25 protein-coding genes and 1 pseudogene are annotated in these 26938 nt (G+C 70.6%); 19 read left to right on the plus strand and 7 right to left on the minus strand.

Annotation, left to right across the window (positions count from 1 at the left end):
• Positions 1 to 71: 71 nt before the first annotated feature.
• Entirely contained in the window at positions 72 to 2399 is a 2328-nt protein-coding gene (locus ACGFZK_RS05170; RefSeq protein WP_393847464.1) for a glycoside hydrolase domain-containing protein, read from the minus strand.
• A gap of 572 nt (positions 2400 to 2971) precedes the next feature.
• On the opposite strand from ACGFZK_RS05170, the pseudogene ACGFZK_RS05175 reads away from it, so the two are divergent.
• Both ACGFZK_RS05175 and ACGFZK_RS05180 read left to right on the plus strand, forming a co-directional pair.
• A pseudogene (locus ACGFZK_RS05175) lies at positions 2972 to 3181 on the plus strand (IS5/IS1182 family transposase); the annotation flags it as partial.
• A gap of 460 nt (positions 3182 to 3641) precedes the next feature.
• Entirely contained in the window at positions 3642 to 3878 is a 237-nt protein-coding gene (locus tag ACGFZK_RS05180) for a transposase (protein ID WP_393847465.1), read from the plus strand.
• A 52-nt stretch (positions 3879 to 3930) separates the two neighbouring features.
• On the opposite strand, the gene ACGFZK_RS05185 is transcribed toward ACGFZK_RS05180, so the two are convergent.
• Positions 3931 to 4665, minus strand: a complete 735-nt coding sequence (locus tag ACGFZK_RS05185) for an SDR family oxidoreductase (RefSeq protein WP_393847466.1) — start codon at positions 4663 to 4665, stop codon at positions 3931 to 3933.
• Between the two features lie 200 nt (positions 4666 to 4865).
• On the opposite strand from ACGFZK_RS05185, the gene ACGFZK_RS05190 reads away from it, so the two are divergent.
• Positions 4866 to 5480, plus strand: coding sequence for a dihydrofolate reductase family protein (locus ACGFZK_RS05190; RefSeq protein ID WP_393847467.1), 615 nt, complete (start codon positions 4866 to 4868; stop codon positions 5478 to 5480).
• A 292-nt stretch (positions 5481 to 5772) separates the two neighbouring features.
• On the opposite strand, the gene ACGFZK_RS05195 is transcribed toward ACGFZK_RS05190, so the two are convergent.
• On the minus strand, positions 5773 to 6141 hold the full coding sequence (locus ACGFZK_RS05195) for a hypothetical protein (protein WP_393847468.1): 369 nt from the start codon (positions 6139 to 6141) through the stop codon (positions 5773 to 5775).
• 133 nt (positions 6142 to 6274) lie between these two features.
• Between ACGFZK_RS05195 and ACGFZK_RS05200 the strand changes: the two genes are divergently transcribed.
• The gene (locus ACGFZK_RS05200; protein ID WP_393847469.1) at positions 6275 to 7195 is read left to right on the plus strand and encodes a DMT family transporter; all 921 of its coding nucleotides are present in this window, start codon (positions 6275 to 6277) and stop codon (positions 7193 to 7195) included.
• A 62-nt stretch (positions 7196 to 7257) separates the two neighbouring features.
• Here the strand turns inward: ACGFZK_RS05200 and ACGFZK_RS05205 are convergent, their stop codons facing one another.
• Entirely contained in the window at positions 7258 to 8271 is a 1014-nt protein-coding gene (locus ACGFZK_RS05205) for a Gfo/Idh/MocA family oxidoreductase (RefSeq protein WP_393847470.1), read from the minus strand.
• Positions 8272 to 8496: 225 nt separating this feature from the next.
• Here ACGFZK_RS05205 and ACGFZK_RS05210 point away from each other — a divergent pair, with 225 nt between their 5' ends.
• The 9 genes from ACGFZK_RS05210 to ACGFZK_RS05250 all read left to right on the plus strand — a co-directional run bounded on the left by ACGFZK_RS05210 (position 8497) and on the right by ACGFZK_RS05250 (position 16096).
• Positions 8497 to 9477, plus strand: coding sequence for a substrate-binding domain-containing protein (locus ACGFZK_RS05210; protein ID WP_393847471.1), 981 nt, complete (start codon positions 8497 to 8499; stop codon positions 9475 to 9477).
• Positions 9474 to 10520 carry an ABC transporter permease gene (locus ACGFZK_RS05215; protein ID WP_393847472.1) on the plus strand — a complete coding sequence of 349 codons (1047 nt, stop codon included), beginning with the start codon at positions 9474 to 9476 and terminating at the stop codon, positions 10518 to 10520. Before ACGFZK_RS05210 ends, ACGFZK_RS05215 begins: the two co-directional genes overlap by 4 nt.
• Complete coding sequence (locus ACGFZK_RS05220; RefSeq protein ID WP_393847473.1) at positions 10487 to 11464, plus strand: ATP-binding cassette domain-containing protein; 978 nt, start codon at positions 10487 to 10489, stop codon at positions 11462 to 11464. The genes ACGFZK_RS05215 and ACGFZK_RS05220 overlap by 34 nt, the downstream gene beginning before the upstream one ends.
• On the plus strand, positions 11461 to 12633 hold the full coding sequence (locus tag ACGFZK_RS05225) for an ROK family glucokinase (protein WP_393847474.1): 1173 nt from the start codon (positions 11461 to 11463) through the stop codon (positions 12631 to 12633). The genes ACGFZK_RS05220 and ACGFZK_RS05225 overlap by 4 nt, the downstream gene beginning before the upstream one ends.
• Complete coding sequence (locus ACGFZK_RS05230) at positions 12630 to 13220, plus strand: hypothetical protein (protein ID WP_393847475.1); 591 nt, start codon at positions 12630 to 12632, stop codon at positions 13218 to 13220. Before ACGFZK_RS05225 ends, ACGFZK_RS05230 begins: the two co-directional genes overlap by 4 nt.
• Positions 13221 to 13239: 19 nt before the next feature.
• A complete protein-coding gene (locus tag ACGFZK_RS05235) occupies positions 13240 to 13872 on the plus strand; it encodes an MBL fold metallo-hydrolase (RefSeq protein WP_393847476.1) in 633 nt (210 codons plus the stop codon).
• Positions 13873 to 13902: 30 nt separating this feature from the next.
• Complete coding sequence (locus tag ACGFZK_RS05240; RefSeq protein ID WP_393847477.1) at positions 13903 to 14682, plus strand: exodeoxyribonuclease III; 780 nt, start codon at positions 13903 to 13905, stop codon at positions 14680 to 14682.
• 88 nt (positions 14683 to 14770) lie between these two features.
• Positions 14771 to 15211: a DUF6278 family protein gene (locus tag ACGFZK_RS05245; RefSeq protein WP_393847478.1), complete on the plus strand. Its 441-nt coding sequence runs from the start codon at positions 14771 to 14773 to the stop codon at positions 15209 to 15211.
• A 141-nt stretch (positions 15212 to 15352) separates the two neighbouring features.
• Entirely contained in the window at positions 15353 to 16096 is a 744-nt protein-coding gene (locus ACGFZK_RS05250) for an amino acid ABC transporter ATP-binding protein (RefSeq protein WP_393847479.1), read from the plus strand.
• Positions 16097 to 16148: 52 nt separating this feature from the next.
• Here the strand turns inward: ACGFZK_RS05250 and ACGFZK_RS05255 are convergent, their stop codons facing one another.
• Together ACGFZK_RS05255 and ACGFZK_RS05260 are read right to left on the minus strand one after the other, a co-directional pair.
• Positions 16149 to 17735 (minus strand): CocE/NonD family hydrolase, encoded by a 1587-nt coding sequence (locus ACGFZK_RS05255; protein ID WP_393847480.1) that lies wholly within the window; start codon positions 17733 to 17735, stop codon positions 16149 to 16151.
• 136 nt (positions 17736 to 17871) lie between these two features.
• Positions 17872 to 19047, minus strand: a complete 1176-nt coding sequence (locus ACGFZK_RS05260) for an Ig-like domain-containing protein (protein ID WP_393847862.1) — start codon at positions 19045 to 19047, stop codon at positions 17872 to 17874.
• Positions 19048 to 19294: 247 nt separating this feature from the next.
• Here ACGFZK_RS05260 and ACGFZK_RS05265 point away from each other — a divergent pair, with 247 nt between their 5' ends.
• From ACGFZK_RS05265 to ACGFZK_RS05290, 6 genes are all read left to right on the plus strand, one after another.
• Positions 19295 to 20464, plus strand: a complete 1170-nt coding sequence (locus ACGFZK_RS05265; RefSeq protein ID WP_393847481.1) for a lipid II:glycine glycyltransferase FemX — start codon at positions 19295 to 19297, stop codon at positions 20462 to 20464.
• The gene (gene murJ, locus ACGFZK_RS05270) at positions 20461 to 22140 is read left to right on the plus strand and encodes a murein biosynthesis integral membrane protein MurJ (protein ID WP_393847482.1); all 1680 of its coding nucleotides are present in this window, start codon (positions 20461 to 20463) and stop codon (positions 22138 to 22140) included. Before ACGFZK_RS05265 ends, murJ begins: the two co-directional genes overlap by 4 nt.
• 41 nt (positions 22141 to 22181) lie before the next feature.
• The gene (locus ACGFZK_RS05275) at positions 22182 to 22865 is read left to right on the plus strand and encodes a response regulator (RefSeq protein WP_393847483.1); all 684 of its coding nucleotides are present in this window, start codon (positions 22182 to 22184) and stop codon (positions 22863 to 22865) included.
• 6 nt (positions 22866 to 22871) lie between these two features.
• Positions 22872 to 24317 (plus strand): ATP-binding protein, encoded by a 1446-nt coding sequence (locus ACGFZK_RS05280; protein ID WP_393847484.1) that lies wholly within the window; start codon positions 22872 to 22874, stop codon positions 24315 to 24317.
• Positions 24314 to 24847, plus strand: coding sequence for a hypothetical protein (locus ACGFZK_RS05285; RefSeq protein WP_393847485.1), 534 nt, complete (start codon positions 24314 to 24316; stop codon positions 24845 to 24847). The genes ACGFZK_RS05280 and ACGFZK_RS05285 overlap by 4 nt, the downstream gene beginning before the upstream one ends.
• A 91-nt stretch (positions 24848 to 24938) precedes the next feature.
• Positions 24939 to 26198: a cytochrome P450 gene (locus tag ACGFZK_RS05290; protein WP_393847486.1), complete on the plus strand. Its 1260-nt coding sequence runs from the start codon at positions 24939 to 24941 to the stop codon at positions 26196 to 26198.
• On the opposite strand, the gene ACGFZK_RS05295 is transcribed toward ACGFZK_RS05290, so the two are convergent.
• A complete protein-coding gene (locus tag ACGFZK_RS05295) occupies positions 26158 to 26883 on the minus strand; it encodes a hypothetical protein (protein ID WP_393847487.1) in 726 nt (241 codons plus the stop codon). The two genes, ACGFZK_RS05290 and ACGFZK_RS05295, sit on opposite strands and share 41 nt — an antisense overlap.
• Between the last annotated feature and the right edge of the window lie 55 nt (positions 26884 to 26938).

The following is a 26938-nucleotide window of genomic DNA, read 5'->3' on the forward strand; positions in this document are numbered from 1 at the left end:
GTTAAAGGTCACTTCCGTGAGATTCTGGACAACGGGGACGACCCGTCGGCCGGGACGCCGGCTTGAGCGGCTCACTGCTGGTCGATGAGACGCTGCAGGACTTCGGCGAACCCGCGGTAGAACTCGTCCATCACGGAGTCGGACTCGAGCCAGGGCTTCTTGTGGATCGGGCAGTTCCGCTGGATCAGCAGTGCGCGCGTACTGGACAGCAGGGTGTCGCTGATGTCGTCCTCGAGGAACGCCTTCGCCGTCTTCTTGACGCCGTCGGTGGTGTTGCCGAACCTGGCCGCCTTGAAGTCACTGAAACGCGTCTTGTGACCCCCGCCGAGCAGAATCTTCCTGAGTTCGGTGACGATGTTCGTGCCACCGGCCTTCAGCTTCATCGCGACCGTGTACCCGTCGATGTCCTCGATCAGGTCGCTGAGCGAGAACGTGGACGCGACGTCGGGCCTGGCCAGTGTCCTGCGGCAGAAGTCCAGCGGGGATGCGTTGTCCGAACGACTCCACTCTCCGTAGAACGTGAGCAGGTCCCCGCCCCAACTGGCGAGTTCGGCACGATTCGCCTTGCCGACTCCGGCGTTCCCCTTGAGGAAATAGCCTGCGGCGCTCGCGATCAGGTGGTCCGGGCTGATGGTGACGCCCATCGACGGGTCGAGGTACGCCTGATCCCTCGCGCGGCCCAGTCCCCGGTTGACGCAGAATTGTATGAACGCGCTGTCCACGTCACCGAACAGCGATCCCCAGCGGGAGTCTGTGTACTTCTCCCAGCGCATGAACTGCAGGCACAGTTCGTTCGCGTTGCCCTTTCCGTACGCGACGGCGGCGTCGTACACCTTCTGGACATACGCGATGAACTGGTCGACCGTTGAACTTCCCGACTGGTTGACCGATTTCTGCCCGAAATCCGCTCCGGGGCGGTGCGACACCCGGTCCAGCGCGAAGGTGTCCGAACCCGCGGAGAAGTTGAACTCCTTGATCTGGTTGAACGCCCAGTTCTGCGGGAGGGGGAATCCGAGGTTGCCGGAGAACCCATAGGACATGCCCGAGACGTACGCGTACGGCACGAAGGCGCCTCCGGCCACGCTGGCGCACACGTTCCGCGAACCGTACACGCCGGTGATGTACTTGCTGCCGTTGCTCTTCAGGGCGTCGTTCACGCCGATGAAGTAGTCGACGATCTTGTCCATCTCCGCTTGCGTGGCGTCATAGTCGACCGCGAAGTAGATCACCGTGCTCCGGTTGAATCCATAGCCTTCGGCCCGTTCGTGCGCCTTGCGCCCGTGCGAGTAGCCGTTGGCGTACGTGAAATCCGCGAGCTTCCGTGCGTCGTACTGCCACAGCGGGATGACGCTCAGGCCGGCGGAGAAGATCGCGTCCAGCTCTCCGGGCTGGATCTCCTTGTTCAGGGTGCTCTCGGCCGGCTCGTCGAGGTAGCGTCCTACGGCGCGGTAGCCGGCAGCGTAGAGCGCCTTCGCCCGGGAGGGAGTGATGGTGAAGCGGGTGTCACAACAGTCCACGTCCCGGTCGGGGTTGCCATAGGCGACCAGCAACTGTGCCCAGGTGTCGAAGTCGGCCTTGCCCGACTCACCGATCGCGGAGAAGCTCTGGAACTTCTTCACCCAGCTCGCGAGCTTCGGGCCGAACTCATAGCTGAAGCTGGCGATGTCGCCACTGGTGTTCGAGGGACCGTTCGCCACACAGGCGGCGGAGAACAGTTGTACCCAGGTCCCGGAGTCGCCTTCGGCGAGCGTGTGGGCCCGCAGGCCCGCTTCCGTGCCGGGGCCGAAGATGCCGTTGGCCGAGCCCTCGGGAATGCCCGACTCGTACTGGATCCCCTTCATCAGGGCCTGCTGGACATCACGGGAGAAGAAGCCGTCGCACGGGCCGATGAAGAAGGTCGACTTCTGCCAGTAGCGGGCGTTGAGCCACCGCTGCATGAGGCGGATCTGCTCCAGTCCGCCGGACAGGAAGATGTAGGCGTCCATGGTCAGCAAGGCCTTGAAGACCTTGGCCGGCAGGGCATTGCCGATGTCCTCTGCCGGAATGCCCATGTTTTCCATCATCGTCTTGAAGCCGAACAAAGTGGGGTTCGACATCTCCCCGTCGATGGCACCGGCGCTGTAACCCTTGCAAAAAAGGCCACACTGGATGATCTTGACTATGTTCTTGTTCGACTCGCCGACTTTGATGGGCCCCCTGGCTGCCAGCGTCGACAGTGTGGTGGGACCGAACGCGTTCGAGAGTGTCGTGATCCCGAGTTCGTGCTGCAACGCCCGGGTCAGGGAGTACATGGTGTTCCATCCGGTCTTCCCGTCCTCCGTCACGGGGTTGTAGCCGGCGACACTCTTGTACGTCGCGTTGACCCATTTCTGGGCCTGAAGAACCATTTGGTCAGCCATGGCGGAAATTCGTTCCTTCGACTTTTTCGATACGTGTGGGGAAGTGGCGGGCGCGAACCGGTCGCGATGAACGACTGATCCCGGTATCCCGACTCCGGCCGAGAGTTACAGCGGTCCGCCACCTGCGGCCAGCCGAAGGGCATCCCTTGTTCCGTCGAGCCCCCGCCACGACGTTTTTCTGGAAAGTGGTCCCGCTGGGAAGCGGCAGGGTACTTTCACGTACTACTGGTGCGGCCTCTGTGGGCCAAGTGGTCCCGGGATATACGCCGGTCATCGTGAGGGAGACCCGATGGACCCGGTAGCGACACGAGGCAACGCCCGGATGTGAGGCGCTACCGCGGTCGGCATCTGACGAAGCGTAATGACATGAGCGGACAGGTGTTCGAACGCTGGTCCCGGCCTCGACGGTGTGGGCCAGGTCGAGCCCGGTCGACAAGTGAGCTTCGTACAAGCGACATTGATGGATCGTCAACTAGTACCACCCGCTGCACCCTTCGGTGTGGTGGCCGAATATGCGGCAAGAGTTGGCCGAATTCTGTCGCAGTCTCAGGGTGGCGGCCGGCGCCGGCACGGGCAAGTTCGGCTCGAAGATCCCCTTGATCACGGAGCGGACCGGTCTGCCCCTGTCCGTCGGCATCTCAGGAGCGAACCTGCACGACCGCCAGGGACTCGAACCCCTCGTACGCGGAACACCGCCTATCCGCTCACGCCGCGGACGCCGACGACGCACCCCCGGAAAGCTCCACGCAGACGAAGGCTGCGACTGCGCTCACCTGGGGCGTTGACGGGTGCTGCGACGGAATCCCCGTACCGGTGTCCGCCTCCGGGGGGCCCGCGGCCTTCGCGCTCGGCCGTGCCGGCCGGCCGCACGGCCGACGCGCGGGCTCCTCGGCGCCGAGTGCGGCCGGCTCCGCCCCGGACCAGGCGGCGGCCTCGGCTGTCACGCGGGCACGGCGGTACGGGTCCTCGGTGGCGGCCGGTTCACCGGTCAGCCTGATCCGCCCGACGAGGAGCGCCGCGAGAAGCTCCATTGCCTTTCGCCGGCGGGTCCGGCTCCCCCTCAGGGCTGTCCCGTAATCCCCGGCGGGCGCACGACGACAGCTACGGCACCTCGCTGCGTTGCCGGAACGCCCGAATACGCACAGTATGAGGACGCTCCTCCGCCTTGCGATGCACCGCATCTGACGCCGTGCGCCGATCCACCGGGGATTACGGGACAGCCCTTGGACGTGGGCGTCGGCCTTGTTGCAATGCAAGAAGAACCCGCCGGACTGGTACGAGGACATCCGCGAGCTGCAGCGCAAGGCCCATTCCTCACGCCGCATCCGCGTCGAGCACGGGATCGCCCACCTCAAGAACCGGCGAACACTCGCCCGCCGCCTCGGCCGCCACGAGCACATGAGCGATCCCGTCCAGGCCGTCGCAGGCCTGCTCTCTCACCAGCAGACCGTGGACGTCGATCGGGAGCGAGCGAACTGAAACCCAGCCCGGCCGGCACTCGACGTCTCACCGTCAACCATGAGCGAGCTCGTCAGGCGGCGTGGCCGCCGTCGACGGCGAACTCCGCCCCGGTGACGTACGCCGCCCCGGGCCCGGCCAGGAAGGCCACCACGGCGGCCACCTCGCCCGCCGCGCCGAACCGCCCGAGCGCCGTCATCGCCGCCTGCGGCCCCGCGTACGGTCCGTCCGCCGGGTTCATGTCCGTGTCCACCGGCCCCGGGTGCACGATGTTCGCGGTGATCCCGCGGTCGCCCAGCTCCCGGGCGAGGGCCTTGGTCAGCCCGATCAGAGCCGACTTGCTCATCGCGTAGAGCGTCCCGCCCGGCCCCGGCACCCGCTGGGTCATGCAGCTGCCGATGGTGATGATCCGCCCGCCGGAGCCGAGGTGCGCGGCGGCCGCCTGCGTCGTCAGGAACGCCCCGCGCACATTGACCGCGAGGACGCGCTCCACATCGGCCGGGGCCAGATCCGCCAGCGGCCCGAGCACGCCCGCGCCGGCGTTGTTGACCAGCACGTCGAGCCGCCCGAACCGCCGTACGGTCTCCCCGACGGCGTTCACGACCTGGGCGGCGTCCCCCGCATCGGCCCGCAGCGCGACGGCCCGGCGCCCGAGCGCCTCGACCTTCCCGACGACCTCGGCCGCGGCCTGCGCGTCGTTGACGTAGGTGATGGCGACGTCGGCCCCGTCCTCGGCGAGCCGCAGTGCGACGGCCGCCCCGATCCCCCTGCTGCCACCGGTCACCAGCGCCACAGTGTTGCTGTTCATGTCGTTCCTCCCGCATCAAGTGGTTGCGAGATCAATCAAATCCCCCTGCCCTCCACCCCGCTGGCAGGAATGCGACCTCGCGTTTCGCCGCACCAGGACGGTCGAAACGGGTGGGGTCTCGCGTGGCGTGGCGATGAGTTCCGGCGGGTCGGGGAGTCTGCATGCGTGTAGGGACGGACCTAGCAAGGGAGCGCAGAGCCATGGGGAAGCTGACCCTGACCACCTTCGTGACGCTGGACGGCGTGATGCAGGCGCCCGGGGGGCCCGACGAGGACCGCACCGGCGGGTTCGAGTACGGGGGGTGGGTCGCGCCGTTCGCCGATGAGGGGATGGGGGAGTTCATCACCGACGTGTTCGGGCGGGCCGAGGCGTTCCTGCTCGGGAGGCGGACGTACGAGATCTTTGCCGCGTACTGGCCGGAGCACGACGATCCCACCGACCCCGTCGCGGGCAAGCTGAACCGGCTGCACAAGTACGTGGCGTCCACCACGCTCAAGGAACCGGCCTGGGGGCCGGCCACCGTGCTCGACGGGGAGCACCTGCCGAGCGAGATCGTGCGGGCGAAGGACACGATGGAGGGGGAGTTGCAGGTGCACGGCAGCGGCGTGCTCGCGCAGTGGCTGCTGGCGCGGGACCTCGTCGACGAGCTGAACCTGCTGGTCTTCCCCGTGGTCCTCGGCACGGGGCAGCGGCTGTTCCCCACCGGCGGGTTGCCGACCGCGTACGAGTTGACGAGCTCCCGTACGACCCCGGCCGGAACGGCGATCCAGACCTACCGGCCCACGGGGCGGCCCGCCTTCGGTACGGTCGGCTGAGCGTGCGCATCCCGGCGGCGGACCGGGCAGGTGGAGGGCGGCGGCCCCGTGCTCACGTGCCCGGACGTCATCGGAGCCACTGGCCCGGTCCGGCGGCCCGGTGGTGTTTGCCGGTGTCGAGCCCCCTGCGAGGTCCGGCCGAGGTCTGCGGACTCTCCGGACCGGCCGCCCCAGCACAGCCGTAGGGGTGGTCGTAGCCCCGGGAGTGAGTTGAGTGCGGACTGCTGTCGGCATTGGTGAGGCCGTCACTCAGCCGTTACGGTCCGGGGCGGGCTGCCGCGTGGCGCGCCCCCTACCGCCGGTCCAGGGCCAGTTGGACCACGCGGCCCTCGCGGAGGACCAGGAGGTCCGGGGCCTCGTTCTCGTAGTGGCGGAGGCGGCCGAGCGGGCCCGGCGGGCGGACGTGGGGGGCCAGGAGCAGCAGGAGGTCCTCCAGCTCCGGGAGCTGTTCCTCGTGGACCTCCTGGCGGGTGGTCAGGGCCCAGCCGCCGCGTTCGGCCGGTCCGAACTCTCCGACGAGCATGCCGCCGACGCGCCACGCCGGGCCCCGGGTCGAGAGCAGTCCGTCCCCCGTCAGCTGGCGCCGCACCTCCGCGAGCACGTCGTCGGGCGTGCTGTCGAGCAGGTCGAACGCCAGGTCCAGGGCGTAGAGATCAGCCATGCCGCCGATGCTACGGGTCCCGCGGGGGCGGCCGGCAAAGGGGTCGCCCCGCATGATCGGCTCGGGTAGCGTGAGCGCGCATCCGTGCGAGCCGCCGAAGTCTCCACCTCCCCCGTGCCGTCGGAGACCCCCCATGACCGTGCTCTCGCCAGCCCTCGAAGTCGAAGCCCCCCGCCGGGCCTGGCTCGCCGATCTGCCCGTGCTGGCCGTTGCCGTCGTCTGGGGCGGGAGCTACCTCGCCGCCAAGGGCATCACCACCACCCACACCGTCGTCGCCGTGCTCGTGCTGCGGTTCGCGCTCGTGCTGCCGGTCCTGGTCGTCGCCGGGTGGGCGCGGCTGCGCGCGCTGAGTCCCGCCCAGCTGCGCGGCGCCGGGGCACTGGGCCTCGTACTCGGCGGGATCTTCCTCCTGGAGACCTACGGGGTCGTCCACACCTCCGCCACCAACGCCGGGCTGATCATCAGCCTGACGATGATCTTCACCCCGCTCGCCGAGGCCGCCGTACGCAAGCGGGCGCCCTCCGCCGGCTTCCTCGGGGCCGCGGCCGTCTCCGTCGCCGGGGTCGTGCTGCTGACCCAGGGCGCCGGTTTCACCGCGCCCAGCCCCGGTGACCTGCTCATCCTCGGCGCCGCGCTGGCCCGGACCCTGCACGTGCTGCTGATGGCCCGGATCGAGGCCGTCCAGGACGCCGACTCGCTGTCCCTGACCACCGTGCAGCTCGGCGCCGCCGTGCTCGTCTTCGCCCTGCTGGCCGCCCTGCCCGGCACAGGTGACAGCCCCTTGGCCGCCGCCGCTGACTTCGGACCGGCCCAATGGGCCGGGCTCGCCTTCCTCTCCGTCTTCTGCACCCTCTTCGCCTTCTTCGTGCAGATGTGGGCCGTACGCCGCACCTCGCCCTCCCGCGTCAGCCTGCTGCTCGGCACCGAGCCCCTGTGGGCGGCCGTCGCCGGTATCGCCATCGGAGGGGAGGAGCCGGGGCTCCTCGGCTATGCCGGAGCCCTCCTCGTCCTGGCCGGCACCGCATGGGGGCGGCGCGCCGTCACCGCCGCCTGAGCGTGGCCGGAAAGCGTCGCAGCCACGGGTGATCACCGCCGTAGGGTGACCCCGTGCCCCCCTTACAGAGCCGGCAGGTCCGGGAGCTCCTCCAGCCGTACCCGGCGCCGCTCCCGGCGCGAGATCTCGCAGGCCTCAGCGACCCGGAACGCCGCCAGTGCCTCCCGGCCGTCGCACGGATTGGCGCCCTCGCCCCGCACCAGCTGGACGAAGGCCGCCAGCTCGGCCTCGTAGGCCGGGGCGAAGCGCTCCAGGAAGCTCGTCCACGGCTTGCTCGCCGGGGGCGGGCCGTGCGGTTCGGTGGAGGCGATCGGCGTCCGGTCGTCCAGCCCCGCGGAGACCTGGTCCAGCTCTCCGGCCAGCTCCATCCGCACGTCGTACCCGGCGCCGTTGCACCGGGTGCCGGTGGCCGTGACCAGGGTCCCGTCGTCCAGGGTGAGCACGGCCGCCGCCGTGTCGATGTCGCCCGTCTCCCGGAACAGCGCCGGGCCCGCGTCCGACCCGGCCGCGTACACCTCGACCACCTCGTGCCCGGTCACCCAGCGGACCATGTCGAAGTCGTGCACGAGGCAGTCCCGGTACAGCCCGCCGGAGGTCGCCAGGTACGTGGCGGTCGGCGGGGCCGGATCGGCCGTCATCGTCCGGATGGTGTGCAGCCGCCCCAGGGCGCCCGAACGGACCAGCGCGCGGGCCGTGCCGTAGCCCGCGTCGAAGCGGCGCATGAAGCCCACCTGGAGCAGTCCGCCCGCGGCCGTGACCTCCCGCAGCGCCGCCAGGGTCCGGTTCAGGTCCGGGGCCAGCGGCTTCTCGCAGAACACCGGCAGCCCGCCGCGGACCGCCCGTACGACGAGGTCCGCGTGCGCCTCGGTCGCGGACGTCACCACCACCGCGTCCACGCCCCAGGTGAAGACCTGCTCGACGGAGGGCGCGGCGGTGGCCCCGAGCCGGTCGGCCAGGCGCGCCGCCCGCGCGGGATCGGCGTCCGCGAGCAGGAGCGAGCCGGCTTCCGGGTGGCGGGCCAGTGCCGCGGCGTGGAAGGACCCGATCCGGCCCGTTCCGATGAGCCCGATGCGCATGCACTCAACCTGACCCTGTCGGCGGAACCTGTCAATCCGCCCGCGCATGTCAACCTGCCCGTGCGTGCCCCGATGACCCTTCATGGTCGACTGTGGCGGATACTGAGCGGCTGGACCGGAATGGAGCCGGAATGAGCGGATTGGTGACCGGCTCGACGACGGACCGAATTGGTGACGAGGGAAGGGCGCGGCGACGTGGCTAGGGTTCGGACAGGGGTACGCGTCGTGGGCGCCGTGCTCGCGGTGGTACTGGGGGCCTCGCTCGCGGGCTGCAGCAGTACGGGCGGCAAGCGCGCCGAGGAGCGCGCGAAGGCCGCGCAGGCGGGCCGGCCCGCCGTCTCCACCCCGCGCTGGACCTTCGCGATGGTCACGCACGCGGGCGACGGCGACACCTTCTGGGACATCGTCCAGAAGGGTGCCAAGGAGGCCGCGGCGAAGGACAACATCAACTTCGTCTACGCCCACGACGACCAGGCACAGCAGCAGGCGCAGTTCGTGCAGAACGCCATCGACCAGAAGGTCGACGGGATCGTCGTCAGCCTGGCCAAGCCCGACGCCCTGAAGGACGTCCTCGCCAAGGCGGTGAAGGCCGGGATCCCCGTGATCACGGTCAACTCCGGTTCCGCCCAGTCCGCCGCGTACGGGGCCCTGACCCACATCGGCCAGGACGAGGAGATCGCGGGCGAGGCGGTCGGCGCGGAGCTGAACAAGCGCGGCCGCAAGAAGGCCGTCTGCGTCCTGCACGAGCAGGGCAACGTCGGCCACGAGCAGCGCTGCGCCGGGGCGAAGAAGACCTTCTCCGGGACGATGGAGAACCTGTACGTCGAGGGCACCAACATGCCCTCCGTCCAGGCGGCGATCCAGGCCCAGCTGCAGGCCGACCCCTCCGTCGACGCGATCGTCACCCTCGGCGCGCCCTTCGCCCCGACCGCGGTCAAGGCGAAGGACGCGGCCGGCAGCAAGGCCGAGGTGGACACCTTCGACCTCAACGAGTCGGTCGCCCGCGACCTGAAGTCCGGAGCCCTCGGCTTCGCCGTCGACCAGCAGCCCTACCTGCAGGGCTACGAGGCCATCGACCTGCTCTGGCTCTACCGCTACAACGCGAACGTGCTCGGCGGCGGCCGCCCGGTGCTCACCGGCCCGCAGATCGTCACGGCCGCCGAGGCGGGCAAGCTGGAGGAGTACATCAAGCGGGGCAGCCGATGAGTACGGCGACCACCCCCGCCGGCGGGCGCGACGAACGGCTCGCCCCCACCTCCACCCTGCGCAGGCTCCTGGGCCGTCCGGAGCTGGGATCGGTCGTCGGCGCCGTCGCCGTCTTCGTCTTCTTCTCCCTCGTCGCCCCCAGCTTCCTGCAGGCCTCCAGCCTCAGCACGATCCTGTACTCGGCCTCCACCATCGGGATCATGGCCGCCCCGGTGGCCCTGCTGATGATCGGCGGCGAGTTCGACCTCTCCGCCGGTGTCATGGTCACGACCTCGGCGCTGGTGAGCTCGATGTTCAGCTACCAGATGACCGCCAACGTCTGGGTCGGCGTCGGCGTGTCCCTGCTGGTCACCCTGGCCATCGGCCTCTTCAACGGGTTCATGCTGACCCGCACGAAACTGCCGAGCTTCATCATCACGCTCGGCACCTTCCTGATGCTGACCGGCCTGAACCTCGGCTTCACCAAGCTGATCACCGGCACGGTCTCCACCAAGACCATCGCCGACATGGAGGGCTTCTCCTCCGCCCGCGCGCTCTTCGCCTCGCAGTGGACCATCGGCTCGGTCACCCTCAAGGTCACCATCCTGTGGTGGTTCGCCATCGTCGCCGTCGCCACCTGGATCCTGCTGCGCACCCGCGCGGGCAACTGGATCTTCGCCGTGGGCGGCGGGGCCGACGCGGCCCGCGCCACCGGCGTGCCCGTCGTGAAGACCCGTATCGGGCTCTACATGGGCGTCGCCCTGTGCGCCTGGATCTCCGGACAGCACATCCTCTTCTCGTTCGACGTGGTCCAGTCGGGCGAGGGCGTGGGCAACGAGTTCCTCTACATCATCGCGGCCGTCATCGGCGGCTGTCTGATGACCGGCGGCTACGGCTCCGCCATCGGCTCGGCGGTCGGCGCCTTCATCTTCGGCATGACCAGCAACGGCATCGTGTACGCCCAGTGGAACCCGGACTGGTTCAAGTTCTTCCTCGGCGCGATGCTCCTGCTGGCCACGCTGCTCAACGCATGGGTCCGCAAGCGGGCGGAGGCGACCAAGTGACCGCGACCGGCAAGACCACGACCGCGACCGCGCCCGGAGCGGGCGCCGCCCTGGTGAAGCTGACCGACGTCAGCAAGTTCTACGGGAACATCCGCGCCCTCCAGGGGGTCTCCCTGGAGGTCTCGGCGGGCGAGATCACCTGTGTCCTCGGCGACAACGGTGCCGGCAAGTCCACCCTCATCAAGATCATCGCGGGGCTGCACCGGCACGACGCCGGCACCTTCGAGATCGAGGGGGAGGAAACCGTCCTCGCCAACCCGCGCGCGGCCCTCGACCACGGCATCGCCACCGTCTACCAGGACCTCGCCGTCGTCCCCCTCATGCCCGTCTGGCGGAACTTCTTCCTCGGCTCCGAGCCCACGAAGGGCCGCGGCCCGCTGCGCCGCCTCGACGTGGAGTTCATGCGCGCGACCACCCGCGCCGAGCTGCTGCGCATGGGCATCGACCTGCGCGACGTGGACCAGCCGATCGGCACCCTGTCCGGCGGAGAGCGGCAGTGCGTGGCCATCGCCCGCGCCGTCTACTTCGGAGCGAAGGTCCTCGTACTCGACGAGCCCACCGCGGCCCTCGGCGTCAAGCAGTCCGGAGTGGTCCTCAAGTACGTCGCCGCCGCCCGGGACGCGGGCCTCGGCGTGGTCCTGATCACCCACAACCCGCACCACGCTTACCTGGTGGGAGACCGTTTCGTACTCCTCAAGCGCGGCACCATGGCGGGCAGCCACACCCGCGACTCGATCACCCTCGACGAGCTCACCCGGCAGATGGCGGGCGGCTCCGAGCTCGACGAACTGAGCCACGAACTGGAGCGAGTGGCAGAATCAGGGGCAGGCACCCCACACGCCACGGCCGCCACGGACGGCTCGGCCGGTCGAAACGGCCCGGCCGACGAGGCCGACCGGCCTCCCCGAACCACCGCACCCAAGAGGGACGACACGACTCGATGAGCACGTACCGGGACTTCACGCTCACCCACCGGGGGTCGGCGCGAGGCACCGTCCTGCGGACCATCGGGACCCGGGAGCGCCGGTCGCACCTGACGGCCCCGCGCGTCCCCACGGTCGGCATCGACATCGGCGGCACCAAGGTGATGGCCGGTGTCGTCGACGCCGACGGGATCATCCTGGAGAAGATCCGCGCCGAGACCCCGGACAAGTCCAAGAGCCCCAAGGTCGTCGAGGACACCATCGTCGAGCTGGTGCTCGACCTCTCCGACCGGCACGACGTGCACGCGGTCGGCATCGGGGCGGCCGGCTGGGTCGACGCCGACCGCTCCCGCGTGCTGTTCGCACCCCACCTGGCCTGGCGCGACGAGCCGCTGCGCGACGCGCTCCAGTCCCGGCTCGCGGTCCCGGTCATGGTCGACAACGACGCCAACACCGCCGCGTGGGCGGAGTGGCGCTTCGGCGCCGGGCGCGGCGAGGACCACCTCGTCATGATCACGCTCGGCACCGGCATCGGCGGGGCCATCCTCGAAGGCGGCCAGGTCAAGCGCGGCCGGTACGGGGTCGCTGGCGAATTCGGCCATATGCAGGTCGTTCCCGGCGGCCACCGCTGCCCCTGCGGCAACCGCGGCTGCTGGGAGCAGTACAGCTCCGGAAACGCCCTGGTCCGCGAGGCCCGCGAGCTGGCCGCCGCCGACTCGCCGGTCGCGTACAACATCATCGCCAGGGTCGGCGGCAACGTCCACGAGATCACCGGGCCGCTCATCACCGAGCTGGCCCGCGAGGGCGACGCCATGTGCGTCGAGCTCCTCCAGGACATCGGCCAGTGGCTGGGCGTCGGCATCGCCAACCTGGCCGCGGCCCTCGACCCGTCCTGCTTCGTCATCGGCGGCGGCGTCAGCGCCGCCGACGACCTGCTGATCGGCCCCGCCCGGGACGCCTTCCGCCGCCACCTCACCGGCCGCGGCTACCGCCCGGAGGCCCGTATCGCCAAGGCCCAGCTCGGCCCCGAGGCGGGCATGGTCGGCGCCGCCGACCTCGCCCGCCTCGTCGCACGCCGCTTCCGCCGCGCCACCCGCCGCCGGGTCGAGCGCTACGAGCGGTACGAGCGCTACGCGCAGCAGCTGGGCCGGCGCGACCCCGCGGACCCCGAGGGGCAGGACGGCCAGTGAACCCGCCCACCCTGCCCCACCAGGCCTCCGCCCCCGATGCGAACGGCACGCCGCCGCCCACCGCCGAGGACCGCAGGCACGTCGTCAAGCGCCGCTGGATCACCGCGATCATCATCCTGCTGCTGGTCGGCGTCCCCGCGGGCTACCTGGCGATCTCCACCCAGCAGAGCCGCGAGAGCGGCCGCGACAAGGCCGCCCGGGTCGGCGCGTCCGAGGTGCGCCCCGGCTGGCCGTCCAAGGTGCAGCGCAGCATCTACGAGGTCCCGGTCCCGGAGACGGCCTGGCGCGTCGGCTTCCTGGAGACCAACAACTGGCGCGCCAGCCGGCTGTACGTCCAGTTCGCGGTCACCCCGCCGGACCTGGACACGTTCCTGGCCTCCCTCGGCATCCGCCGGGACGACCTGACCCCCGGGGTGTCGATCTCCCCGCACGACACCTCGGTCGCGGGATGGGACTGGAAGCGGCGGAGCGGCTGGCTGGGGACCACCCTCGAACAGGACGATCCGCGGCCCACCCGGGACATCACCGTCGACCTCTCGGATCCCAAGGTCTCCAAGGTCTACGTGGTCTCCTCCACCACCCCCTGACAGCCCTTAGCCTGGGATCATGAAGCTCACCAAGCGGCTGCATTCCTGCGTCCAGTTGGAGAAGGACGGGCGCACGCTCGTCATCGACCCGGGCGCCTTCAGCGAACCGGACGCGGGGCTGGGGGCGGACGCCCTGCTGGTCACGCACGAGCACCCCGACCACTTCGAGGAGGGCCGGCTGCGGGCCGCCCTCGACGCCGATCCCGCCGTCGAGCTGTGGACCCTGCGCAGCGTCGCCGAGAAGCTCGCCCCCGCCTATCCGGGCCGGGTGCACACCGTGGGCCACGGTGACGCCTTCACCGCGGCCGGGTTCGAGGTCCAGGTGCACGGCGAGCTGCACGCGGTGATCCACCCGGACATGCCGCGGGTCACGAACGTCGGGTACCTCGTGGACGGTTCCCTCTTCCACCCCGGGGACGCGCTGACCGTGCCCGGGGTCCCCGTGGAGACCCTGATGGTCCCGGTGCACGCCCCCTGGAACAAGGTCTCCGAGGTGATCGACTACCTGCGCGAGGTCAAGCCGCGCCGGGCCCTCGACATCCACGACGCCTACCTCTCCGACATCGCCCGGCCGATCTACGACTTCGCCCTGGACGCCCTGGGCGGCACCGATCACGGGCGACTCACCGCCGGGGACTCCGCCGAACTGTGACTGTCGGTGCCGGGCGGTAGGTTGGCACGTATGCGTATCGCCACCTACAACGTCAACTCCATCACCGCCCGGCTGCCGCGCCTGCTGGCCTGGCTGGAGAGCTCCGGCACGGACGTCCTGTGCATCCAGGAGACCAAGTGCTCGGCGGAGCAGTTCCCGCACGCCGAGCTGCGCGAGCTGGGCTACGAAGCGGCGGTCAACGCCACCGGCCGCTGGAACGGCGTGGCCCTGCTCTCCAAGGTCGGCCTGGAGGACGTGGTCCTCGGGCTGCCCGACGGTCCCGACTACGAGGGCGTCCAGGAGCCCCGCGCGATCTCCGCCACCTGCGGCGGCGTGCGGGTCTGGTCGGTGTACGTGCCCAACGGCCGTGAGGTCGAGCACGACCACTACGGCTACAAGCTGAACTGGTTCCGCTCCCTGGCCGCGGCCATCGCCGAGGACGCGGCCGGCCCGCGCCCCTTCGCGGTGCTCGGCGACTTCAACGTGGCCCCGACCGACGAGGACGTCTACGACCCGGCCGTCTTCGCGGGCCTCACCCATGTCACCCCCGCCGAGCGGGCCGCCCTGGAGGCGCTGCGGTCCGCCGGCCTCTCGGACGTGTTCCCGCGCGCGCTGAAGTACGACCGTCCGTACACCTTCTGGGACTACCGGATGCTGGCCTTCCCCAAGAACAAGGGCATGCGCATCGACCTGGTCTACGGGAACGAGCCCTTCACCAAGGCCGTCACCGACTCCTACGTCGACCGCGAGGAGCGCAAGGGCAAGGGCGCGTCCGACCACGCGCCCGTCGTCGTGGACCTGGATCTCTGACGGCAGCCGTCCGGCGGCGGCCATCCGGGCCGACGGATCCAGGCGCGCCCTGTGGCCAGCGGCGGATCCTGGTGCGACGCTGGGCGGTATGAACATCCCTTTCCTGGACAACTGGCTGAACCGACGCGAAACGGAACAGGGTGCGGGACTCGCCGCCGCCCTCGCGGACGACCCCGAGGGCGTCGCCGAGTTGTTCTCGGAGTGCGAGATGCTGCGCGTCCAGGCACGGGCGGCCGGGCTCGAACTCGATGAGAGCCAGACCTCGTTGGAGGCCCTGGACCAGCTGATGCCCCGCTGGCGCCGGGACCCCGAGGCGGTGCCCTGGCTCGGCAACGACGCCGGCTTCTACCTCGGGACCGTGATCATCCGGACCATCCCGGGGGCGGCCTGGCAGGTGTGGCCCAACGGCCAGCCGGTGATCCGGCTGGTCTCGGGCCGGGAGCTGAACGTGATCGAGTCGGGGGTGTCCTGGGCGATGACCGGATCTCCCGAGCTCAGCCAGGCCTACGCGGAGGCCTCCGAGGGCTGACGTCCGGCGTGTCGGGGCCGCTCCGCGCGAAGTGCCCTTCCGCGGCTGGATAGTTTGCGCTGACCCGATACAACCCGATACACACCTCGACACACCGACTCCGACTCCGACTCCGACTCCGCCAAGGGGGCAGGGCAGCACATGGCCGTCGAACCGTTGATCGAGCTGCGCGACGTCAACAAGCACTTCGGAGCGCTGCACGTACTGCGGGACATCAACCTCACCGTCGGCCGCGGGGAGGTGGTGGTGGTCATCGGCCCCTCCGGATCCGGGAAATCCACCCTGTGCCGGGCGATCAACCGGCTGGAGACCATCGAGTCGGGCACGATCCTGCTCGACGGCGAGCCGCTGGCCGCCGAGGGCAAGGAGCTCGCCCGGCTGCGGGCCGAGGTGGGGATGGTCTTCCAGTCCTTCAACCTCTTCGCGCACAAGACCGTCCTCGCCAACGTCTCGCTCGCGCAGGTCAAGGTCCGCGGGCGGGGGAGGAGCGAGGCGGACGGGCGCTCCCGCGAACTCCTGGACCGGGTCGGCCTCGCCGACCAGGCCGCGAAGTTCCCGGCCCAGCTCTCCGGCGGCCAGCAGCAGCGCGTGGCCATCGCCCGCGCCCTCGCCATGGACCCCAAGGCCCTGCTCTTCGACGAGCCCACCTCCGCGCTCGACCCGGAGATGATCAACGAGGTGCTGGAGGTCATGCAGCAGCTCGCGCGCGAGGGCATGACGATGGTCGTGGTCACCCACGAGATGGGCTTCGCCCGCTCCGCCGCGAACCGGGTGGTCTTCATGGCCGACGGGCAGATCCTGGAGGACCGCACCCCGGAGCAGTTCTTCACCGACCCCGAGAGCGACCGGGCCAAGGACTTCCTCTCCAAGATCCTCAAGCACTGACCGGCAGCGCCGGCGGGCCGCTGCCGGGTACGGACCCGGCAGCAGCCGTGGATCACTGCTCGCGCAGCGGCACCGACACGTAGCTGGGGTCGGTGCGCGGCGAGGAGAAGGTCAGCTGCGCACCGATGGGGTTGTGCTCGATGTACAGCGGGTCGACGGTGTCGACGACGAGGGCGAGCCGGTGGCCCGCGGGGACGTCGTAGGCGGTCGAGAACAGCTCCAGGTCCACGCCGAAGGCCTGGCCCGGAGCCTTCCCGTGGAAGGTGTACGGGGCGTTGCTGACGAGCTTGCCGATGCCGAGCGGGCCCACGTCGTAGAGGTACGCGACGAAGGTGCCGTCGGCCTTGGTGGGCGTCACGGTGGTGTGCAGCTTCACGGTGCCGCGGACCCGGCGGGCGGTGTCGTGGCGCTCCGACTGCCAGACGGCCGCGAAGGCCCGGGGCAGCAGCGGGACGGAGGCGATCGGCGGCGCCTTCACGAACTGGTCGAGGATGCTGGAGAGGAAGATGACGCCGCCGTTGGCGCCGGAGTCGACGCCCGTGAAGAGGTGCTCGCTGTCGGAGAGCGCCAGCTTCTCGGTGCCCCCGGAGCCGACCGACTTCCAGTCGGGGTAGCCCTCGTACCCGTCGTTGCTACGGGACTTGATCTGTACCGGGGCCTCGGTGTCGACGCCGTTGCGCTCGCCCTTGAGGTAGCGGTCGAACCAGCGGTGCGCGTTGGTCCAGGTGTCGTTGGGCAGCCCCAGCAGGCCGGTGCCCTCGGCGGTGGCGTGGTCCCCCGGCCGGAACTCCAGCCGCTTGGGGCCGGTGAGGCGCTCGTAGAACTTCGCGTACTGGTTGGGCGGGAAGATGGTGTCGCCCCAGGCGTTGCCGAGCATGATCGCGGCGCCGTTGGCATTGATCCGGTCCACCTGCTCGGCGGCCGAACGCTTCCTGCCCCACTCGATCATCTGCTGTTCCCGGTCCAGCCGGGAGCCGAGGAAGTCGCCGAGGATCGACTGGAGTTCGGGCCCGGGGCGGCCCGTGAGGTAGCCGGCGGCGCCGAGCATCCCGGCGGCCTGGAGGTGCTGGGTGCGGCCGGAGTAGATGGACTCGATGAGGTCGGCCCAGCCGCTCATCGCGACCACGGCCTTGACGCGCGGGTCGTGTGCGGAGGCCAGCAGGCTGATGCCGGCCCCGTACGAGACCCCGCCGAGGCCGATGCGGTCCGCGTCGGCGGGGGAGTTGGCGAGGGCCCAGTCGATGACGGCGCTGACGTCGGCGATGTCGGGCGGGCCGGCCACCTCGATGCTGCCGCCGGAGAGCCAGAAGCCTCGGGAGGTGTAACTGACCACGACATAGCCGGAGTCGGCGAGCTTCTTGGCCTGGGCGATGTATTCGATCTGCGGCATGCCCCAGCTGGTGGGCAGCACGATCAACGGGTACTTGCCACCGCTCTGGGCGCCGGCCGGGGTGAAGACGTTGCCCTTGAGGGTGATGCCGCCGGAGCCGGGGATGTCGTGGAAGCGCACCTGCGACGAGGCGTCGGCGGCGGCCGCCGCGGTGGTGGCGGGAGCCGCCTGGGCCTGGTGGGGGGCCAGGCCCAGGGCGGTTGCCGCCAGCAGGGTCGCCACGGCCGCGGCGGTGGTGGTGCGTCTCATCTATCGCTCCTCGCGTACGCCGGGGTTGTCAAAGTGACCCGACGGTAACGGGAGCGGGTTACCGAAGGTAACCCGTGAGTAAGTTACGCGCTGGTAACGATTGGACGATTGAGGTGGACCGGGTGCGGCCCGCCGGTCAGCCGTTCTGCGGGGCGCCGGACAGGGCGCTCTTGGCCTTCCACTGGTCCCACGACAGGTTCCACTCGCCGTAGCCGTTGCCGATGTCCGCATTGCCCTTGGAGCCGGAGCCGACGACCTCGAAGGGGTCGCCGACCTGCACCTGGCCGTAGAAGGACGCGGCGTCCGCGTCGCTCATCCCGACGCAGCCCGAGCTGCTGTTGGTGCGGCCGAAGGCGCCGCTGTTCCACGGCGCGGCGTGCGCGTACATGCCCGACCAGGTCAGCCGCATCGAGTAGTCGACCATCTTGTCGTAGGCGTCGCCCAGGCCCACCGACTGGGAGTCCATGCGGATGGTGCCCTCCTTGGACATCAGCACCATCTTCCCGGACCAGGAGGCCTTCTGGCCGCCGGGAGTGCCGGCCGAGATCGGGATCGTCCTGACCGTCGCGCCGTCCTCGTCGACCTTCATCTTCTTGGTGTCGAGGCTGACTTCCATCCGGCGGTCCTTGCCGATCTTGAAGTCGGTGTTGTAGTCACGGGCGAAGAGCCCGCCGCCCTTGCCGGAGTCCACACCGTTCAGGTTCAGGTCGACCTTCACCTCGGTGCCGGACTTCCAGTACTCCTTGGGCCGCCAGTCCACGCGGTCGCTGCCCGAGTAGTCCTTGAACCAGCCCCAGGAGCCCTCGGTGTTGTTCGAGGTGGTGACCTTCAGCGCCTTCTCCACCTCGGCCTTGTTGGCCACCGGGTTGTCGAAGACGATCGAGACCGGCATGGCCACGCCCACCGTGCTGCCCTTGGGCAGGTTGATCTTGATCTTGTTGACCTTGTCGGCGGCGCCGGTCTTGAACTGGGTGGCCGCGCTCTGGCTGTCGGTGTTCTGCGCCTCGACCTTGTAGTCCGAGCCCGGCGCGGCGTTGCGCTCCGAGGTCCACGTCTTGCCGTCGGCGGCTATCTGGCCGGGCAGCTCCCCGCCCTTGCCGTCCGTCACCTTCACCAGCGCGAGCTTGCCCTCGGCCAGCGTCACCTTCACCGGCTCCCCGGCCTTCACCTGATCGCCCGTGAGGTTCACCGCTATCGCCATGTCGGGCTTCGGCTTCAGCTCGGCGTTGGCCCCGTCCTTGCCGTCGCCACCGCCACCCCCGCCCGAACAGGCGCTCAGCGCGGCGGCGGCCAGAAGTGCGGTGCCCGCCATGGCGGTGCGGCGTATACGGCTCAACGAAGGGCCCCTTCGAGTAGCAGTGGTGATGAACCTTCGCAAAAGGAGATGCGAACGAGTCGACTTTAGGTTCCGCAATCGGTGGAAAAGCTCGTGCTTTCGGTTGTGACGTCGACCGCAGCGAAACGGTCATCGTCCGGTCACAATCGCCGCGCACAGCGGTCATGGTCGGCTGTGAGAGTCCTGCGAGAGCCCGTCAGGACGAACAGGAAGGCCGTCAGCCGTGTGTGCACTGCTCGTGAACCCCGCCCAGCAGGACCATGACCAGGACCGGGAGCTCCGGGTGCGCGCCCTGTCCGTCGCGGAATACCAGGCGTTCCTTTCCCGGCACGGAGGTGCGAGCTTCCTCCAGTACCCGTCCTGGGCCCGCGTCAAGGACCTTTGGCGTTCGGAAAGGATCGGATGGCACTATCCGGACGGAGAGATTCAGGGTGCCGGGCTCGTTCTCTATCGGCAATTCCCCGGAACCCGGAAATACTTCGCCTACCTCCCCGAGGGCCCCGTCGCCGACTGGTCCGACCCGCACATAGACGGCTGGCTGACCCCGCTCATGCGCCACCTGCGCTCCTCCGGCGCCTTCGCCGTCCGCATCGGCCCCACCCCCGCCTACCGCCGCTGGGACGCGGCCGCCGCCAAGTCCGGCTCCGGGCCCGGCCGGCAGATATCCGACGTCCTCGCCACCGAGGTCGACCCGGTCGGCGCCGCCCTCGCCGACCGGCTGCGCACCCGCGGCTGGACGCGGTGCGGCGGCGAGGACGACGGCGACGCCCAGCCCCGACACGTCTTCCGCGTACCGCTGGCCGGCCGCTCCCTCGACGACGTGTGGGCGGGCCTCAACCAGGAATGGCGGCGCAACGTGCGCAAGGCCACGAAGGCCGGTGTGGAGACGGTCATCGGCACCTTCGAGGACCTGCCCGAGTTCTACCGGCTGCTGCGCATCACCGAGGAGCGCGACGGCTTCCGGCTCGGCCGCTCCCTCGCGTACTACGAGCAGCAGTACCGGGTCCTGAACGAGGAGGAGCCGGGCCGCATGCGGCTCTACCTGGGCATCCACCAAGGGGAGATCCTCGCCGCCCACACGATGATCACCGCCGGGAAGCGGGTCTGGTACCAGACAGGCGCCTCCGCCGACCACCGGCGCGAAGTACGCCCCAGCAACGCCCTGCAGTGGCGCATGATGTGCGACGCCCACGCCCTCGGCGCGGAGGAGTACGACATGCGCGGGGTACCCTCCACCCTTGATCCCTCGACGCGTTCGTACGGTCTGCTGCGCTGGAAGCTCGGCACCGGCGGGCAGGTCGTCGAGACGCTGGGAGAGTGGGAGAAACCGATGGACGGAGTCGCCAACACGGCGCTCTACAAGGCGTTCCAGGCATACCTGGCCCGCCGGTGACGGCCACCGACACCGACAGCGGCACCAGAGCGCCCGCCCCGGACACCGGCGCCGCCGCACCGGTCAAGACCTCGGTGCTGCGCAGCGGCGCCCTCATGGCGGCCGGTTCGATCGTCTCCCGCGCCACCGGCTTCATCCGCTCCGCCGTCGTCGTCGCCGCGCTGGGCACCGGACTGCTCGGCGACAGCTACGCCGTCGCCAACACGGTCCCGAACATCATCTACATGCTGCTCATCGGCGGCGCGCTCAACGCCGTCTTCGTCCCCGAGCTCGTCCGGGCCGCCAAGGAGCACGCGGACGGCGGATCCGCCTATACCGACCGGCTCCTCACCGCCTGCACGGCGGCCCTCGTGGCCCTCACCGCCGCCGCGGTCCTCGCCGCCCCGCTGATCGTCTCGGTGTACACCGGCTACGACGGGGCCCAGGCGAGCACCACCGTGGCCCTCGCCCGGTACTGCCTCCCGCAGATCCTCTTCTACGGGCTCTTCACCCTGCTCGGCCAGGTGCTGAACGCCCGCGGCCGATTCGGCGCGATGATGTGGACCCCGGTCCTGAACAACTTCGTGATCATCGCCGTCTTCGGGCTCTTCCTCTACGTCTCCCACGACGCGACGGACGGCCTCACCGCCGCCGAGACCCGGCTCCTGGGCCTCGGCACCACCGTGGGCATCGTCATCCAGGCGCTCGCCCTCGTCCCGTCGCTGCGCGCCGCCCGCTTCCGCTGGCGCCCCCGCTTCGACTGGCGCGGCAGCGGCCTCGGCCGCCCGCTGCGCAACGCGGGCTGGCTGGTCATGCTCGTCCTCACCAACCAGATCGCCTACTGGGTCGTCACCCGGCTCTCCACCACCACCGGACGGCACGCCGTGGAGGCCGGACTCGCGGGCGGCGCCGGCTACACCGCGTACAGCAACGCCTACCAGCTGTGGATCGTCCCGCAGGGCATCATCACCGTCTCCCTCGTGACGGCCCTGATGCCGCGGATGAGCTCGGCCGCCTCCGACGGCGACCTCGGCGCCGTGCGCCGCGACATCTCCTACGCCCTTCGCTCCAGCGCCGCCCTCGTCGTGCCCGCCGCCGCGCTCTTCGCCGCCCTCGCCCCCTGGGTCATGGGCAGCGTCTTCGAGTACGGCCGCACCGGCGCCGCCGACATCGACGTCATGGCGGGCATGCTCGTCGCCTTCGCGCCCGGCCTGATCGCCTTCTCCGCGCAGTACGTCCTCTCGCGCGGCTTCTACGCCCTCTCCGACACCCGGACCCCCTTCTTCCTGAACCTGGTCATCGCCGGGCTCAACGCCGGGCTGTCGGCCGCCGCCTACTTCCTGCTGTCCCCGCGCTGGGCGGTCACGGGCATGGCCGCGGCCTCCTCCGTCGCCTTCCTCGCGGGCGCCGCCGTCACCGCGTACACCCTCACCCGCAGACTCGGCCCGCGCGCGGGCACCCGTACCGAACGGCGCGTGAGTGCCGTACGGACTCACGTGCGACTGCTGGTCGCCTGTGTCCCGGCGGGCGTCGCGGCGTACGCGGCCGCCCGGGCCGCCGACCCCTTCGGCAACTTCGCCGCGGTCGGGGCGGGAACCGCGGCCCTCGCGCTGGTCGTCGTACTCCTTGCCGGGCCGCTGCGCCTGACGGAGATCACCGACCTGCTGGACTCCCTGCGACGCAAGACCGGGCGGTAGCGGGAGGCAAAGCCCACGCAAGACCTTGGGATACTGTCCGGATGCCACGCGTACTGCTGATCGAGGACGACCCTTCCATCCGGGAGGGCGTGGGCCTGGGCCTGCGTCGCCGGGGCCACGAGGTGAGCTCCGCCGAGACCGGTGAGGAGGGGCTCGCCCTGATGGCGGCCTTCCGCCCCGAACTCGTCCTGCTCGACCTGATGCTGCCGGGAGTCAACGGGGTCCAGGTCTGCCGCCGCATCCGCGAGACCAGTCAGGTGCCGATCATCATGCTCACCGCACGCGGAGACGACTTCGACATAGTCGTCGGCCTCGAGGCCGGCGCCGACGACTACATCGTCAAGCCCGCCCGCACCGAGGTCATCGAGGCCCGCATCAAAGCCGTACTGCGCCGGCTCACCGACCCCGTGGGCATCCGCCCCGGGGTCGAGCACCACGCCGAGCTGACCATCGACCGCGCCGGGCTGAGCGTCGCAAAGAACGGCCGGCGCGTTCCCCTCGCCCCCAGCGAGATCAAGCTCCTGCTGCACCTGTCGGCCTCGCCCGAGCAGGTCTTCTCCCGCCAGCAGCTCCTCGAGTACGTCTGGGACCACAGCTACCACGCCGACGCCCGGCTCGTGGACGCCTGCGTCCGCCGGCTGCGCCACAAGGTCGAGGACCCCGACGCGAGCCCCCGCTACATACAGACCGTGCGCGGCTTCGGCTACCGCTTCGGTCCCCTGTAGGCCGCCGTGAGACGCATAGCGCCACTCGGCCTGCGCACCCGGCTGATCGCGGCCTTCCTGCTGGTCGCCGCCATCAGTGCCGTGACCACCGCCGCCCTCACCTACCAGCAGGCGCGCAACGCGATCCTCAAGCAGACCCAGGACACCGCCGTCAGCAGCCTGCGCGACCAGATCGAGCAGCAGGAGATGCGCCTGCCCCTGGACCAGCCGGAGCTCCAGCGCATCGTGATCGAACTCGGCAAGCGCGGCAAACCGCACCCGTGGATCATCTTCGGCGAGTACGGCGGCATCCGCGTCTCCACCAACCCGGACACGCCCACCTCCGGCGTGATCACCGACAGTCTGCGCACCAAGGTCCGCAACAACCCCTACACCGCCTTCCAGCGGGTCGAGGACCCGCGCGGCAACCCGTGGCTCACGGTCGGTGTCCCCGCCCTCTTCAAGCACAACGGCTACACCGAATCCACCGGGGTCGTCTTCTACGCCAGCATCCCGCTGTCCGCCGAGAAGCAGACCGTCGAGGCCATGGTCGATGCCGCCAAGCAGGGCGCGGTCCCCGGGCTGGCCATCGCCATCGTGCCCGCCCTGCTGGCCGCCCGCAGCGTGCTCCGGCCCGTCCGCGACATGCGCCGGGCCGCCCAGCGGCTGGGCCGCGGCCGCCTCGACACCCGCATCGAGGTCCGCGGCGCCGACGAACTCGCCGGACTCGCCCGCACCTTCAACGAGACCGCCCGCGCCCTGGAACAGTCCGTGAGCGAGCTCCGGGACGCGGAGGTCCGGGCCCGCCGTTTCGCCTCCGACGTCTCCCACGAACTGCGCACCCCCCTCGCCGGGATGCTCGCCGTCACCGAGGTCCTCGACGAGGACGCCGAGCGACTCGACGCCGACACCGCGAAGGCCCTGCGCCTGGTCAGCTCCGAGACGGGCAAACTGGCCGTCCTCGTCGAGGACCTGATGGAGATCTCCCGCTTCGACGCCCGGGCCGCCGAGCTCAACCTCGACGACGTGGACATCGCCGAAGCCGTGCGCAAGACCCTCGAACGCCGCCACTGGGTCGACGAGCGCGTCGTCACGGAGCTGCCGGACGGGGTGCGCGCCCGGCTCGACCCGCGCCGCTTCGACGTGGTCCTCGCCAACCTCGTCGGCAACGCCCTGCGGCACGGCGGCGCCCCCGTACGCGTCACCGTACGGACCGCACCGGGGGAGGTCGGCGAACGGCTGCTGATCGACGTGGCAGACAGCGGGCCCGGCATCGCCCCCGAGGTGCTGCCGCACATCTTCGACCGCTTCTTCAAGGCCGACGCGGCCAGGACCCGCTCCGCCGGCAGCGGCCTCGGGCTCGCCATCACGCTGGAGAACGTCCGCCTGCACGGCGGCACCCTCCTCGCGGGCAACGGGCCCTTCGGGGGCGCGGTCTTCACCCTCGACATGCCGCTGGAGGCCCAGGCATGACCGGGCGCAGGACAAGGTCCCGGGCCCTGGCCGCCACGGCGCTGGCGTGCTGCTCCCTCCTGCTCGCCGGATGCGGGATCAAGACCACCGGGGTGATCGAGAGCGGCCACGCCGCCACCGTCAAGGTCCCCGGAGCCGGCCAGAGCACCGTCCTCTACTTCCTCTCCAAGGAGGGCGACCGGCTGGTCCCGGCCCCCTTCACCCTGTTCGACGGCTACACCGTCGCGCCCGCGGCGCTCGTCCGCCTGCTGCTGGACGGCCCGGGCGGCCGGGCCGCGGAGGCCGGGCTCACCACGGCGCTGCCCCGGGTGCCCGCCGGCAAGGGGGACCAGGTGACGGTGACCCCGTACGCGCAGGAACGGGGGATGACGGTCCACGTGCCGTTCCCCGTGGGCGACCTGCCGGAACTGGCCCGCAATCAGCTCGTGTGCACCGTCGGCGTCTCCGCCGTGGCGGACACCCTCAGCCCCGTCATCCTCCAGGGCACCGACACCACCCTCCCTTCCGCCGAATGCGCGCTGAAGCGCTGAAGCGTTGACGGGCTGACGGGCTGACGGGCGCGGTCGGCCCGGTCCGGCCGCGCTCTTGCGGGCGGGGCCGCGCACCCGTCACGGTGGCCCCATGGATCATGCCGCGGACGTCCCCGACGTCTTCGACCCCCGTATCTACGCCGCCGGTATCCCGCACGAGCGCTACCGGCTGCTGCGCGAGCGGCACCCCGTGGCCTGGCAGCCGGAACCGGAGATCCAGGGCTGGCCCGCCGGCCCCGGCTTCTGGGCGGTCACCCGGCACGCCGACGTCCTACGGGTCCTGCGCGACCACCGGACGTACTCCTCCTGGCTGGGCGCCACCCAGATCCGCGACCCCGACCCGGCCGACCTGCCCTTCCTGCGCCGCACCATGCTCAACCAGGACCCTCCGGACCACGGCAGGCTGCGGCGGCTGGTCTCCCGCGCCTTCACCCCCGTCCGCGTCGACGCCTTTGCCGGGCGGGTACGGGAGCGCGCACGCGCCCTGCTCGCCGCCGCCCGGGAGGGCGCCGAGGACGGCGCCGCCGACCTCGTGCGCACCGTCACCGACGAATACGCGCTGCTGAACCTCACCGACCTGCTGGGCGTCCCGGCCGCCGACCGGGCCCTGCTGCTGGAGTGGACCGTACGGATCATCGGGTACCAGGACCCCGACGACGCCCCGGCGCCGGTCCTCGGCCCGGACGGCACCCCGCTCAACCCGCGCTCACCGGCCCTCCTCGGCGAGATGTTCGCGTACGCCCGCGAACTGGCCGCCCACAAGCGCACCCACCCCGGCGACGACGTGATGACCGCCCTCGCCGAGGCCGGCCTGGACCCGGCCGACCTGGAGATGTTCTTCTTCCTGCTCACCGTCGCGGGCAACGACACCGTCCGCAGCTCCGCCCCCGGCGGCCTGCTCGCACTGGCCCGGGACCCCGATGCCTACGGCCGGCTCGCCGGCGGCACCGTCCCGCTCGACCGGGCCGTCGACGAACTCCTGCGCGTCCATCCGCCGGTGCTCAGCTTCCGCCGCACCGCCGCCGTCGACACCGAGCTGGCCGGGCAGCCGATCCGCGCCGGGGACAAGGTGGTCGTCTTCCACGCCTCCGCCAACCACGACCAGCGCGTCTTCGCCGACCCCGGCCGCCTGGACCTGGCCCGGACGCCCAACCCGCACGTCTCCTTCGGGGACGGCCCGCACGTCTGCCTCGGCGCCCACTTCGCCCGGCTCCAGCTGCGCACCCTCTACGAGGAGTGGGTCGCGGCCATGCCCGCACCGGAACTGGCCGGCCCGCCGCGCCGGCTGGTCTCCAACTTCATCAACGGGATCACGCGGCTGCCGGTTCGGGTGTCCGGGCCGCCGCGGTGACGTCAGCGACCAGTTCGGTCACGTCCGGCCCGTAGGCATCCGAGTTGATCACCTTCAGCATGATGCAGAACGACCGGTTGCCGTACTTGCGGGCCAGCCCTTCGTGGTGCCTGGCCAGGTACCGGGCCGCCGCCTGGTTGCTGTTGGCGGTCTGTCCCGACAGCAGGAACACCGGCCGGGAGCCCTGCTCGGTCGTCAGCCGCGCCAGCAGGACGTACTCGACCAGTCCCGGCTGCCAGGAGTACGCCTCCCCGCCGACGAAGATGGCCCCGCGGTCCGGCCCGGGCTCACTGGAGGTGTCCACACGCACGCCCGGCAGCATGGACGTCAGGTGGGCCGTCGTCCGGGAGTTGGAGACCGGCCCGCCGACGCAGAACTCCGCCCGGGCGCCGAAACCCTGACGGGCCCCGTCGTGGGTGACGATCTGCACGTTCGCGCCGCAGTCCTTGATCAGGGCCGATATCTCCAGCAGCGCGAAAGCGTCGTTTCGGTGCAGCGACGATTCGGTGCCGCCCATCTGCCGGTTGACCACGAACAGGCAGTCGGAGCCGGTCGGCAGGCCGAAGAACGTCTGCTTGCGGCGGAGCGCGCGGCGCCACTTGTAGGTCCGGGTGAACCAGCCGAAGCCGCCGCTGAGGGCGGTGGCTATCACCCCGAGCACGATGTTGCGCACGTCGTCGTTCATGCGCGGGATGCTAGGGCATCCCGCGCCCGGGGTCAGCGGCAGGTGCGCCGGTGAA

This window comes from Streptomyces sp. NPDC048257, from assembly GCF_043201855.1.
Classification (GTDB): Bacteria; Actinomycetota; Actinomycetes; order Streptomycetales; family Streptomycetaceae; genus Streptomyces.